Raw genomic sequence first — 12,279 nt, 5'->3', positions numbered from 1 at the left:
GAGGATATGAAAATGCGTCTTAGAAATATCATTGTGGGCCTCCTCGGACTGGTTGCGATAACGGCGACTGCCGTCGCGGCGGAAGCTTCTACGCTCGACGATATCATCGCGCGAAAGAAGGTCATGATCGGCGTCGACCTGTCCGTCCCGCCCTTCGGCATCACCAACGACCAGATGCAGCCAGATGGTCTCGATGTCGACGTTGCCAAGCTTCTGGCAAAAGACCTCGGCGTCCAGCTGGAATTGGTCCCCGTAACCGGCCAGAGCCGCATCCCGGCACTCCAGACGGGCAAGGTGGATTTCGTCGTGGCAAGCTTCGGCATCTACACCGAGCGCGCTTTGTCGATCGCATTCTCCAACCCCTATGGCGGCCACAAGTCCGTCATCGTCGCCCCCAAGGGCACGGAAATTCACAGTCTTCAGGATCTTGCCGGCAAGCGCGTCGGCGTGCCGAGGGGCACGGCGCATGAAAAGATGCTGTCCGAGGCGAACATCAAGGGCATGCAGCTGGTCCGCTTTGACGACGATAGCACGACCTTGAATGCGCTCGTCTCCGGCCAGGTCGATGCAATCGGGACCGTCAACTACATCGCGGCCCAGCTGCAGGAGCGTTATCCCGATCAGTATGAACAGAAGACGACCTATCTGCAGAGCTTCTACGGCGTCGGCATGCGCCGCAACGATCCGGATCTTCTGCATTGGGTCAACACGGTTCTGTTCGTCCACGAGCAAAGCGGCGAGCTCGGCAAAATCTACGAGAAGTGGATGAAGACGCCGATGCCGGAGCTGCCCTCCTTCTAAAGTCTGGAGCGAAACCCTCCATGAGGGTTTCGCAAACCGCAAAGAGGTTTTCATGTCAGTCGTCGTTGCGAAAGACATCCGCAAGAGCTTCGGCCCGCTTGAAGTTCTGAAAGGGGTTTCCCTGACCGTCGAGGCGGGAGAGGTCATCTCCCTGATCGGCCGAAGCGGCTCCGGCAAGAGCACGTTCCTGCGCTGCCTGAACGGGTTGGAAAAGATCGATAGCGGCGACATCGAGGTGGCCGGGCATGTAATGGATCGCAAGCCCGCCAGGCTTCGCGAACTTCGCCGCGATGTCGGTATCGTTTTCCAAAGCTACAACCTCTTTCCGCATCTGACTGCGGGCGAGAATATCATGCTTGCGCCCGTCCAGGTGAATGGCCTCAGCAAGGCCGCCGCCCGCCAGGAAGCCGAAAGATGCCTGTCGCTCGTCGGGCTGGGGGATCGGTTCGGCACCTATCCCGACATGTTGTCTGGCGGGCAGCAGCAGCGCGTTGCCATCGCCCGGTCGCTGGCGATGAAGCCGAAGGTTCTTCTGTTCGACGAAGTGACCTCGGCGCTCGACCCCGAATTGACGGGCGAGGTCCTCGCCGTGATCGAGAACCTCGCAAAGCAGGGAATGACGATGATTCTCGTCACCCATGAAATGGGCTTTGCCCGGCGCGTGGCGAACCGGACGATCTTCATGAAAGACGGCATCATCCACGAAGAGGGGCCTTCGGCCGAACTCTTCAGCGCGCCGAGGACGCCGGAGCTGAGAGCCTTCCTGCGTTCCGAAGTCGGTTGATCCAACCGCCAATTGAAAATCGATGAACGGCCGCGTCCATGGGACGGGCCGAGAGGAGAGCTTTGTGACACGCAAACGGACAGTCGCGATGATCGGATGCGGCGTGATGGGGAGTGCCATCGCCACCCGTCTGCTGGCCCGGGGGCATGAGCTTTTCGCGTATGACCGCGACCCCGCCAAAATCGATGCCTTATGCGCCAAGGGCGCGATGAAAGCGGCGTCCGCCAGCCAGGCGGCGCAACGATCGGAATTCGTGATCCTCAGCCTGAATTCCGCGGCCATCGTGCGCGCGGCCGTATTCGGCGAGGAGGGGGTCTCGACGGGAGCCCGCCGCAACACGGTCATTATCGACATGTCGTCGATCGATCCGATCGCGACCAGAGCGCTGGCTAAGGATGCCGCCGATATCGGCTTGCCATGGCTTGATTGCCCACTTTCCGGCGGCGCCCCCAAGGCACTTCTCGGGAAGCTGACCGTCATGGCCGGCGGCGAGCGGGAAACGTTCGAAAGGGCTCAGACTGTCATGGCGGACCTTTGCGAAAACCTGACCTTGATGGGACCAAGCGGTTCCGGCCAGACGACGAAGCTGATCAACCAGGTCCTGTGTGCGCTCAATTTCGTTGCGGTCGCCGAAGCGACCCGGCTGGCCGTCGACGCCGGTGTCGATGCCCAGAGAATACCTGCGGCTCTGCAGGGCGGGAGAGCCGACAGCGCCATTCTCCAGGAGTTCATGGGAAAAATGGCTCGCCATGATTATTCGCCGACGGGACGGATCGACAACATGGTCAAGGACCTCGATGCCGTGCAGTCGCTCGCGCGCACGACCGGCACGCCCATGCCGATGACGGCGCTTTGTATGGAAATACACAAGGTTCTCGTATCCGCGGGCCTCGGGCCTGCCGACAACGCTGCGCTCATGCGCTTTTTCGATGGCCCCAGGGGTTGAGAGGAGAGAAAAGATGATTACGCGATATGCCGAATTTGTCGGTGCCATCCATGCGGGCAGGGAAAACGATTTCTACGCCTTTGTCGAAGAGCGCCTCGTGCCGCTCTGGACGAAGTTCGAGGGCGCGACGGCGGTTAGCGTATCGAGAGAGGTCTCGCGAGACGAGGGAGCGCCGTCGATGCCGCTCCTGCTCGCGATCTCGTATCCGGACGAAGCCGCGCTGGAACGGGCAATGGCGTGCGACGCTCGTTTTCGGTCCCGGGAAGAAACCCGGGCGTTACTGACGATGTTCGACGGCACCATATTCCATCGCGTCACCCGGCAAAGCAGCTACGAAGTCCGAAAAGCGGGCTGAGGTCCGGTATGGCAAATCTCGCCGGCCTTGGCGGCAAGCGCGTGCTGGAAATGCATGGCTTCAAATCGACGCGATTGCGCTGGTCATTCAAGGACGGCCTTCCATCCCTCTCGTGAAATACCGGAAAAATCGTAAGTTATTACTTACGAATTTGTGCCGCGGGCAAGCGGATTGACTTTCCCCGGCGCGATTGATCTCTCGCCGGACCGGCCTGCGGCATTTTCCGAACGGCTCACCATGGAACTCGCCCCTCCGATCCCCCGGCAAGGGAAGCCCTGTCGCACGCAGGCAGTTCGCGGCCGGCCGCGCTATCAAAAATGGACGTAGGTATTGCGCAGGAATTTGCCTAGCGTCCGGGAGCTGGATGGAAAGGCGGTCGACTGGGTGTCGCGGCCGGCCATCGGCGCTCATCGATCGGGGAAGCCGAACGGACGGCCCGCACGACCGGATTAAGCTTGCGACGCGATGCCGATAACATTGTTGGGAGAAGAATATGGAGCGCCTTCGCCCCTCCATGGGCCGCGATCTGTCGCCGAAGCAACTCGATACACTTCAGAAAGTCTTGAAGCACATCGCCAGCCAGCCATGGTTCGACAATAGGGAACATTGCCGTCAAGCTTTGGCGGAACGGTTGGCACTCTTGATTCACATTGGAATAGAAAGCGCGGCCCATCTGCAGATCATCGCCGTTTCCTGGTCGGTCGACGATTTCAATCGCGCGAAGTCGAAAACAGATCGAGCCGTACCGAAGAGCATGGGTCAGATAATGCAGCTGCGCGATTACCAATAGCGGTTCAATTGACCATTCCCGCGCAGTAGATCCTTTGGATCAAGTCGTCATGACCGACATCGGCCGTCAATAAGCCGGAGGCAGTAAAACAGGCCAAGCTCAGGTCAAGGCGGATAATGCGCCGGACATCAGTCCGTAATCGCGCCGGGCGTGCGTGCCGGATGCGCATCCATAAATGCCGGTATCTCTTCCAGAGCCGCGCGAACTGCCCGGATGCGAGGCATGTCGGCAAGAGAGACACCCCAGCGGTCAGCATTGTAAAGCTGCGGGACGAGGCAGATATCCGCCATCGATATCCGGTCGCCGTGGCAGAAGCGGCCGGTTGCGGGCGAGGCCAGCATCGCCTCGACCGCGAGGAGTCCGGGGCCGATGAATGTCCTCATCCATTCTTCCGCGGTGATGTGCTTTTCCGATGCGCTCACCACATGACAAACCACCCGCAGGTTGCATACGGGGTGGATATCCATGGCGATCGCATAGGCGATGGACCTCACCCTTGCCCGGCCTATGGGGTCGGCCGGCAGGAAGCCGGCGTGGCGCGTTTCATCGAGATACTCGATGATGGCCAGCGATTGGGTCAGGATCGCATCGTCGATCTCCAGGACCGGGACGAGACCTTGCGGATTGAGGGCCAGATGGGCCGGCTCCGTCTGGCGGCCCTTGGTCAGATCGACGGAGACGGTCTCCCAGCTTTCGTTCAGGAGACCAAGCGCGATCCGCAACCGATAGCTTGCCGACGAACGCCAGTAGTCATGCAATATCATGATCGTCCTCCTGCATCATGAGCTGCCGCAGCGCGTTCTGGAACGCGCCCGCCGCAGGCCCGAGTTCGGCTTCAAGCTCCGCCTGGAACGCATCCGCGATCTCGACCAGCCGGCGCATCAGATCCTTCCCCGCCGCCGTCAGCGACAGGCTGACGAGGCGGCGGTCTTCTTCGTGTTCGCGTTTTTCCACGAGGCCCGCCTCTTCCAGGCGTGTTGCCGCGCGGCTCACCTTCGACTTTTCCATGTCGACGCGCTCATGGATGTCTTTCACGCTGACCGAGCCGGATTGCAGAAGATGGGCGAGCACGCGCCATTCCGGCATGGAGATGCCGGATTCGGCACCGTAAAGGCGCGCAAGCCGCCGGCTGACGCGGGCTGCGGCGACATTGAGCTGGTAGGGCAAAAATTGCTGAAGGTCGAAGCGTTTTGTCATGATGAGTTTGTGGCTTGACTTCGTTGCAAATGCAACAATAATATTTATTGCAAATGCAATGAATATCTCCGGCCGGCGAAGGAGGGCAGCCGGCAGATCGCATCCCGACGTTATCGAGGAGGATACACAGGATGAGCATGCCCACCGCTCTGGCGGCGCAATCGGCTTCCGGTCACAAGTCATCCATCCGGCTGCTCTTTGCCAGCAGCGCCGGAACCGTCATCGAATGGTACGATTTCGCCGTCTTCGCTGTTTGCGCGGCCCTTGTTTTCAACACGGTGTTCTTCCCCGGAGCGAACCCGCTCACCGGCCTGATTGCCGCGCTGGCGACACAGGCCGTCGGCTTCGTCGCCCGCCCGCTCGGCGGCTGGTTCTTCGGTGTTCTGGGCGACAGGGTCGGCCGCAAGAAGAGCCTGGTTCTCAGTCTTTTCCTGATGGGCGGTTCCACGGTGGCGATGGGCCTGCTGCCGACCTACGCACAGGCTGGTATTATCGCGCCGGTCCTGCTGTTGCTCCTGCGTCTCCTGCAGGGCTTTGCCGTCGGCGGGGAGTCGACCGGCGCCCTGGTCATGATCGCCGAGAGCCTGCCGGCCAACCGGCGCGGGCTCTGGACCGGGTTCCCGATGATCGGCGGGCCTGCCGGCAATGTGCTTGCGACGGCCGCAGTCGGCGGCGTTATCGGGCTCGTCGGCATCGAGGGCTTCATCGCGTGGGCGTGGCGCGTTCCGTTCCTGGCCTCTATCCTGCTCATTTCGGTCGGCATATGGGTCCGCCGCAAGGTGGAGGAATCACCCGCCTTCATCGAGATTCAGGAAAAGAAGGGAGATGTCGTCAAGACGCCTCTGCGCGAGGCGCTTGCCGAGCATCCCGGCAACATGCTGCGTGTCCTCCTGGTCAAGGCGGGTGAGAGCGCCCTGTTCTACCTGTTCTCGACTTTCTTCATCGTGCTGGCGACGGTCTATCTGAAGGCTCCCCGCGAGGCGGCGCTGAACGCGCTGTTCTTTGGCTCGCTCGTCGAGGTCGCCGCGATCTTGCTGGCCGGTGCCCTGGCGGACCGGATCGGACGACGGCCGGTAACGATCCTCGGGCTGGTCGGAGGCATAGCTGCCGGTTTTCATCTCTTTACGCTCGCCGAGGGAGCAACGGCATCCGAACTCGTGATCGCGACCCTGCTGACCCTCATCTGCCACGGCATCATCGTGGGCGGCATGTCCGCCTATTTCACGGAGCTGTTCCCGGCACGCCTGCGCTACACTGCCATGTCGACCGCCTATTCGGTGGCGGCAGTCCTCGGCGGCGCGCTGGCGCCGATCATCGGCACCTGGCTTCTCGAAGGATTCGGTACGCCGATGGCCGTCGGTATCTATGCAGCCGTCATGGCGGTGCCGGCCATCCTCGTCATGGTGACGACACCCGAAACCAGAGGCCGCGACCTGCCGCGCTGATCTCCGCCAGGCCCGCTTTTATTTCCTCATCGGCAAAGGCCGGCGCGATGCGTCCGCAGGGACCCGATCCCGCTGCCGGGACCCGAAGACGATCTGACATGGATCACCGGTATGCGTACGATCACCACGGCGGACGACGTCAACATACAGGTGGGCATGGCAGGCCACGTCTACCTCGTCACCCGGTCGATGCAGTGTTTCTCAACGACTGGTCGGCGCGCGATATCCAGACATGGGAATATCAGCCCCTGGGGCCGTTCCAGGCCAAGGCCACCGCCACCACCATCAACCCCGTGGATCGTCACCAAGGCGGCGCTGGATCCCTTCCGCGTGTCCACTCCGCCATGCGAGCGCCCTCTGCTCGCCTGCCTCGGGGAACCCCGTCCGCTCAACTTCGATATAGAGCTCGCGGTGGCGCTGACCCCGCTTTCTGGCCAGGAAACCGTCATCTCGGCGACGAACGCCCGGGAGCTTTATTGTTCGGCGGCGCAGCAGTTGGCACACCACGCAAGTTGCGGCTGCCCGATGAGGACCGGTGATCTGCTCGGCTCGGGTACGATTTGGGGGCCGGAGCGCACGAACCGGGGGAGCCTGCTGGAACTGACCTGGAACGGGCAGGAACCGCTCACCCTGCCCGACCGGCAGACGCGCGGATTTATCGAGGACGGCGACCGGCTGACGATCCGCGGATATGCGCAGGGCGCCGGCTATCGCATCGGCTTTGGCGATTGCTCAGGTGAAATCCTGCGGGCGGTCAGCTTACCGAGCTGGGGCGGCGAAGGACATTCCGACGATATCGGGGAAGGTATCTAACGCCGAGGCCGCGTCGATTTTCCTTGGCGTTGCATGCGCAAACCAACGGACCGTCGTCAGTTGCTGCCAGCGACGGGCAAACTCACCGTTAGACCGGCGGCTTCCTTACGCGGCTTCGTGATCGATACGATCATAGCGATTGCAGCAAGGCCCACGAGACAGCCTATGATGACATCGATCACGTAGTGGTTTGCATCCGGTACAGCCGAAAGCGCCATGGTGACGTTCAATGCCAAGCCGGGATAGCGCAGAAGGCGTATTTCCCATGCCGCCCATGCGCAGAGTGTGGCCACGGCGGCATGAACGGAAGGGAAAGTCAGGATGCCGGCACTTTTTGCAAGGCTCCATACGAAAGTGGGATCGTCGCGAACGGCGTGAAATTGCTGCAGGAAAAAATAGCCGTAGGTCGAATCTATATTATGAAGCTTGTTGGGATCGAACTGATAGAATGAGTAGGTGCCGACGGCTGGCCACAGTGTTGAAATTGCACTGGCGATAAAGCACAGCAATCCGTATGCGCCGACCATTTGGTAGGCCCGGTTGCTCCTGCCCGCAACAATCAAAATCAGCGGCCATAGAAGAAGCTGATAGCTAAACGTCCGATAAGCCTGATTGAACGCCGCCGCCAGAAGGCTGTGTTGATCCACCCACATCATCAGGGCTGGCCAATCCACGCCCAGCCAGCTGTCCCATTGCGATAATTGCTGATCTGCTACTGGAAGGTCCATCCGCATCGCTATGTAGGTAGAGAGGGTGATCGGTACGATCAAAAGGAAACCGCAACCCAGACATTCAACCACTGCGCGAAATGTCGGTAGTTTGAACCGTGTCGCGAGGATGCTGAGGACAATCGTATAAAATCCGACGAACAGCACTGCGATGATCGTATCTTGCAGATCGAGTTGCAGGCCACCGGCTTTCGCCAGCAGCCAAGCGGCGCAGTAGGACAGAGGCGTACCCACCGTTAAAACCAATCGGGCTCGAAAAAAATCCTGCATGTGGAGCTGGCCTCGCCTGTAAGTGCGTAGGATTAGCGACGTGAGGTTGCAAATCGGTAAAGATGCCGATCGCAATTGAAGCGTCTGCCCTTCCAGCGCCAGCGCAGGCCCGAGAGGTTGGAAATCGTCAGCAGCACGTTTACGCCCCCGATCCGCATCCCGGCATCATGGCTTTCGGGGTCCGATCAAGGCGGCCTCTGCCTATATCGTGGGGAAATGACAGGCTACCTTGCGGCCGGCGCCAAAGGGTTTTGGCTCTGGTCGCTCCGTGCGGCAGCGGTCTTCTGCAATCGGGCAGCGGGGATGAAAGCGGCAGCCGGGCGGCGGGTTGAGGGGGCTCGGCACATCTCCGGTCAGCAGGATACGCCTGCGCGTACCGGCGCTCGTCGTTTCCACGACGGGAACCGCGGAGATCAGCGCCTGGCTGTAGGGGTGGGCCGGCGTCGAGAAGACCTCCTCGGCTGGTCCCTCCTCGACGATGGAGCCGAGATACATGACGGCGATGCGGGTCGAGACCTGGCGTACCACCGACAGGTCGTGGGCGATGAAGATATAGGTGAGCCCCAGCTTTTCCTGAAGGTCGGCGAGCAGGTTGACGATCTGCGCCTGCACCGACACGTCGAGCGCGGAGACGGGCTCGTCCAGTACCACCAGATCCGGATTGAGCGCGATGGCCCGCGCGATGCCGACGCGCTGCCGCTGGCCGCCGGAGAATTCATGCGGGTAGCGGGCGACGTGATCCGGCAGAAGGCCGACGATTTCGAAGAGTTCCGCAACGCGCCTGTCGATGTCGGCGGAGGAGAGTTTCGTGTGGATGCGCAGCGGTTCGGCGACGAGGTCACCGACGCGCCGGCGCGGATTGAGCGACGCCGATGGGTCCTGAAAGACCATCTGCAGGCGGCGGCGCAACGGCCGCAACTCGTTCAGCGATTTGCCGGTGATGTCTTCGCCTTCGAAGAGCAGCTGGCCGCCGGTGATATCGTAGAGCCGTACCAGACAGCGCGCGAGCGTGGACTTGCCGCAGCCCGATTCACCCACGAGTCCGAGCGTTTCCCCGCGCTGGACCGTCAGCGAGACGTTATCGACGGCGTGAACGGTCCGCCGGCCTTCCGCGGAAAACCGGGTGCCGATCGAAAAGCGCTTCATGAGCGAACGGGTTTCCAGAATGGGGCGGTGTGTGTTCGTCATGGCGTCGCTCATGCTTGTGCCTCCCGAAGGCAGGCGGCGGCGTGCGCGCCGCCTCCGAGGGCCGGCTTTTCCGTCGTGCAGGCCTCATAGCGTACCGGACAGCGCGGTTCGAAGGCGCAACCGTGCGGCAGGCGTAGCAGTGAGGGCGGTGAGCCGGGAATGGCCGGCAGGCGGCGTGGTTTCTCGCCGGTCAGCGGCGGGATCGAACCGAGCAGCGCGCGGGTATAGGGATGGCGCGGTTCGGAAAACAGTGCCGCGCGGCTGCCGCGCTCCACGATGCGGCCCGCATACATGACCATCACCCGATCGGCGAGCTCGGACACCACGCCCATGTCGTGCGTGATGAAAACCACCGCGGAATTGTGGGTGGCGCGCAGCTTGCGCACGAGATCGAGGATACCCGCCTGCACGGTGACGTCCAGTGCCGTCGTCGGTTCGTCGGCGACGAGCAGCGCCGGGTTGCAGGACAGCGCCATGGCGATGACCGCGCGCTGGCGCATGCCGCCGGAAAGCTGGTGCGGATAGCGCGACATGGCCTCGCGCGGGTTGGGGAAATTCACCTCCGCCAGCAGTTCCTCCACCCGCGCCAATGCCTTCGCCTTGCTGATCTTCTGGTGAGCGCGGATCTGTTCGGCGATTTGCCAGCCGATCGTGTAGACGGGCGTCAGCGCCGTCATCGGATCCTGGAAGATCATGGCGATCTCGCTGCCGCGCAGGTGTCGCAGTTCGCGTGCCGGCAGGCCGATCAGCTCGCGGCCGTTGTAGCGGATCGAGCCTTCGATGGTGGCGTTGGGATCGTTGATCAGCCCCATGACCGCCAGCAGGGAGACGGTCTTGCCTGAGCCGGATTCTCCGACGACGCCGAGGATTTCGCCCTTGTCGAGATCGAAGGAAACACCGTCGATGGCCCGGATCAGGCCATCTTCGGTGCGGAACGATACCCGAAGGTCACGCACGGAGAGCATCATGATGTCCTCACACGGGGGTCGAGAAGGATGTAGACGAAATCGACCACCGCATTGGCGACGACCACGAACATGGAGGCATACATCACCGTCGCCATGATCATCGGCAGATCGAGGTTTTGCATCGCGTCATAGGTGAGCTTGCCGATGCCGTTCAGTCCGAAAACCACTTCGGTCAGGAGCGCGGAGCCGCCCACGAGGGCGCCGAAGTCGAGGCCGAACAAGGTGACGAAGGCGATCAGCGAAGTGCGCAGGGCATGACGCAGCAGGATACGGGTCTCCGACAGTCCCTTTGCCCGCGCCGTGCGGATGAAATCCTCCTGCATGGACTCGATGATCGCGGCGCGCAGCACCCGGCCGTAGATGCCGATATAGAGGACGGCAAGCGTGATCCATGGAATGACCAGCGTGAGGAACCAGCCCCTGGGATCGCTCATCAGCGGCTTGTAGCCGAGGGGCGGCACCCAGGAGAACAGCCAGGTATCGTGATAGCGGCTCTGGGTGATGAGATTCATCACTTCGCCGAGCCAGTAGACGGGCATGGAGATGCCGAGCAGCCCGAGCGCCATCAGCAGCTTGTCCAGCCAGCTGTCGCGCGTGGCGGCCGCCACGATGCCGATGACGACCGACACCACGACCCAGAGGATGGCCGCGCCGAAGACGAGCGACAGCGTGACCGGGATGGCGTCGAATACCGCCGGCACGACCTTCCAGCCGCGATTGACGAAGGAAGTGAGGTCGCCGGTGACGAAGATCTTCTTCATCATCAGTCCGTACTGCACATAAAGCGGCCGGTCGAAGCCGAAGGAGTGGCGCACGGCTTCCAGCACCTCGGGCGAAGCGTTGCGTCCGGCAATGCGTGCGGCGGGGTCGGCGCCGGGCGTGGCGAAGAAAATCAGGAAGACGATCACCGAAATGCCGAACATCACGAACAGCATCTGACCGAAGCGGCGCAGGATGGCGTAGATCATCAGGTGCGCCCCAGCTGGACCTTCGAGCGCGGGTCGAGCGCATCGCGCAGGCCGTCGCCGAACACGTTGAGCGCCATCACGGAGACCGCAATCGCAAGACCGGGCGCCAGCGCCACGATCGGGCGCGTATAGAGCAGTGCCTGGCCGTCCTGGATGATCGTGCCCCAGCTCGCGGCCGGCGGCTGCACGCCGATGGAAAGAAAGGACAGCGCCGATTCCGTCAACATGTTGAGCGCCATCATCAGCGGCGTGAAGACGATAAGTGTCGTCGTGACGTTCGGCTGGATGTCGCGCCAGAGGATGCGCCGGCCGGGCACACCGAGGTTGATGGCGGCGAGAACGAATTCGCTGTTGCGCAGCGAGAGGACCTGGCCGCGGATGGGACGCGCCACATAGGGCACGTAGACGATGCCGATGATGATGACAGGCAGCCAGAGACTGCCCGATTCGATCAGGATCGGGCCGATGGATATGCCCTGCGCGATCGTCACGATGGAGAGCGAGATCGCAAGCAGGTAGATCGGAAACGCCCACAGAACGTCGAGGAGGCGGGACAGCGCCGTGTCGGTGAGGCCGCCGAAATAGCCGGCGACAAGACCCGCCGCGGTGCCGATGATCAGCGTGAAGACGGTGGCTCCTCCAGCGATCATGAGGGAGTTCAGCCCCCCGTAGAGCAGGCGGGCCATGACGTCCCGCCCCTGGTTGTCCGAGCCGAGGAAGTAGTTGCCCAGTTCCCAGGTCGGGCCGATCGGCGTGTAGCCGAGGCCGAGCCCTTCCGTCGAAGCTTCCATCACGGGAACCTCGACGCCATCGACCTGGATGACGGCATCGAGCGTCGACGTGAACGGATCCACGCCTGCCCAGCGCGCATAGAGCGGCGCGCTGAGACAGGAAAGGATGATGAGCAGGAAGATGGCAAGGGACGCCATGGCGGCCCTGTTACGTCTCAACCGCGCGAAAGCGAGGGCCCATGGCCCTCGCGTCCGGTGCTGAACGCCAACGGCTTCATTCGACACGCAAACCCCC

At 62.1% G+C, this 12,279-nt stretch carries 14 protein-coding genes; 7 read left to right on the top strand and 7 right to left on the bottom strand.

Going from position 1 to position 12,279, the window contains the following annotated elements; all coding sequences use genetic code 11:
• The first annotated feature begins 6 nt into the window (after positions 1-6).
• From ACJJVH_RS32645 to ACJJVH_RS32625, 5 genes are all read left to right on the top strand, one after another.
• Complete coding sequence (locus ACJJVH_RS32645) at positions 7-801, top strand: transporter substrate-binding domain-containing protein (RefSeq protein ID WP_112794765.1); 795 nt, start codon at positions 7-9, stop codon at positions 799-801.
• A gap of 52 nt (positions 802-853) precedes the next feature.
• The gene (locus ACJJVH_RS32640; protein WP_412066522.1) at positions 854-1,585 is read left to right on the top strand and encodes an amino acid ABC transporter ATP-binding protein; all 732 of its coding nucleotides are present in this window, start codon (positions 854-856) and stop codon (positions 1,583-1,585) included.
• Between the two features lie 106 nt (positions 1,586-1,691).
• Entirely contained in the window at positions 1,692-2,531 is an 840-nt protein-coding gene (locus ACJJVH_RS32635; protein ID WP_412066964.1) for an NAD(P)-dependent oxidoreductase, read from the top strand.
• A gap of 13 nt (positions 2,532-2,544) precedes the next feature.
• Positions 2,545-2,886 carry a hypothetical protein gene (locus ACJJVH_RS32630; RefSeq protein ID WP_412066521.1) on the top strand — a complete coding sequence of 114 codons (342 nt, stop codon included), beginning with the start codon at positions 2,545-2,547 and terminating at the stop codon, positions 2,884-2,886.
• Positions 2,887-3,379: 493 nt separating this feature from the next.
• Positions 3,380-3,676, top strand: coding sequence for a hypothetical protein (locus tag ACJJVH_RS32625; RefSeq protein ID WP_412066520.1), 297 nt, complete (start codon positions 3,380-3,382; stop codon positions 3,674-3,676).
• 128 nt (positions 3,677-3,804) lie between these two features.
• Here ACJJVH_RS32625 and maiA read toward each other — a convergent pair whose 3' ends face one another.
• Entirely contained in the window at positions 3,805-4,440 is a 636-nt protein-coding gene (gene maiA, locus ACJJVH_RS32620; protein WP_412066519.1) for a maleylacetoacetate isomerase, read from the bottom strand.
• Positions 4,427-4,873, bottom strand: a complete 447-nt coding sequence (locus ACJJVH_RS32615; RefSeq protein ID WP_113435411.1) for a MarR family transcriptional regulator — start codon at positions 4,871-4,873, stop codon at positions 4,427-4,429. Before ACJJVH_RS32615 ends, maiA begins: the two co-directional genes overlap by 14 nt.
• 131 nt (positions 4,874-5,004) lie before the next feature.
• On the opposite strand from ACJJVH_RS32615, the gene ACJJVH_RS32610 reads away from it, so the two are divergent.
• A complete protein-coding gene (locus ACJJVH_RS32610) occupies positions 5,005-6,318 on the top strand; it encodes an MFS transporter (protein WP_412066518.1) in 1,314 nt (437 codons plus the stop codon).
• A 66-nt stretch (positions 6,319-6,384) separates the two neighbouring features.
• Positions 6,385-7,131 carry a fumarylacetoacetate hydrolase family protein gene (locus tag ACJJVH_RS32605; protein WP_412066963.1) on the top strand — a complete coding sequence of 249 codons (747 nt, stop codon included), beginning with the start codon at positions 6,385-6,387 and terminating at the stop codon, positions 7,129-7,131.
• 56 nt (positions 7,132-7,187) lie between these two features.
• Here the strand turns inward: ACJJVH_RS32605 and ACJJVH_RS32600 are convergent, their stop codons facing one another.
• The 5 genes from ACJJVH_RS32600 to ACJJVH_RS32580 form a co-directional block, all read right to left on the bottom strand.
• Positions 7,188-8,129, bottom strand: a complete 942-nt coding sequence (locus ACJJVH_RS32600; RefSeq protein WP_113360012.1) for a phosphatase PAP2 family protein — start codon at positions 8,127-8,129, stop codon at positions 7,188-7,190.
• A gap of 201 nt (positions 8,130-8,330) precedes the next feature.
• Positions 8,331-9,317: a dipeptide ABC transporter ATP-binding protein gene (locus ACJJVH_RS32595; protein ID WP_112794951.1), complete on the bottom strand. Its 987-nt coding sequence runs from the start codon at positions 9,315-9,317 to the stop codon at positions 8,331-8,333.
• A gap of 8 nt (positions 9,318-9,325) precedes the next feature.
• Entirely contained in the window at positions 9,326-10,285 is a 960-nt protein-coding gene (locus tag ACJJVH_RS32590) for an ABC transporter ATP-binding protein (RefSeq protein ID WP_412066517.1), read from the bottom strand.
• The gene (locus tag ACJJVH_RS32585) at positions 10,282-11,253 is read right to left on the bottom strand and encodes an ABC transporter permease (RefSeq protein ID WP_412066516.1); all 972 of its coding nucleotides are present in this window, start codon (positions 11,251-11,253) and stop codon (positions 10,282-10,284) included. The genes ACJJVH_RS32590 and ACJJVH_RS32585 overlap by 4 nt, the downstream gene beginning before the upstream one ends.
• On the bottom strand, positions 11,253-12,269 hold the full coding sequence (locus ACJJVH_RS32580; protein WP_112794775.1) for an ABC transporter permease: 1,017 nt from the start codon (positions 12,267-12,269) through the stop codon (positions 11,253-11,255). Before ACJJVH_RS32580 ends, ACJJVH_RS32585 begins: the two co-directional genes overlap by 1 nt.
• Between the last annotated feature and the right edge of the window lie 10 nt (positions 12,270-12,279).

The organism is Rhizobium sp. SYY.PMSO, from assembly GCF_046840415.1.
In the GTDB taxonomy this organism is placed as follows: domain Bacteria; phylum Pseudomonadota; class Alphaproteobacteria; order Rhizobiales; family Rhizobiaceae; genus Rhizobium.
The sequence above is the reverse complement of the archived record's forward strand: the minus strand, read 5'-3'. Positions and strand labels throughout refer to the sequence as shown.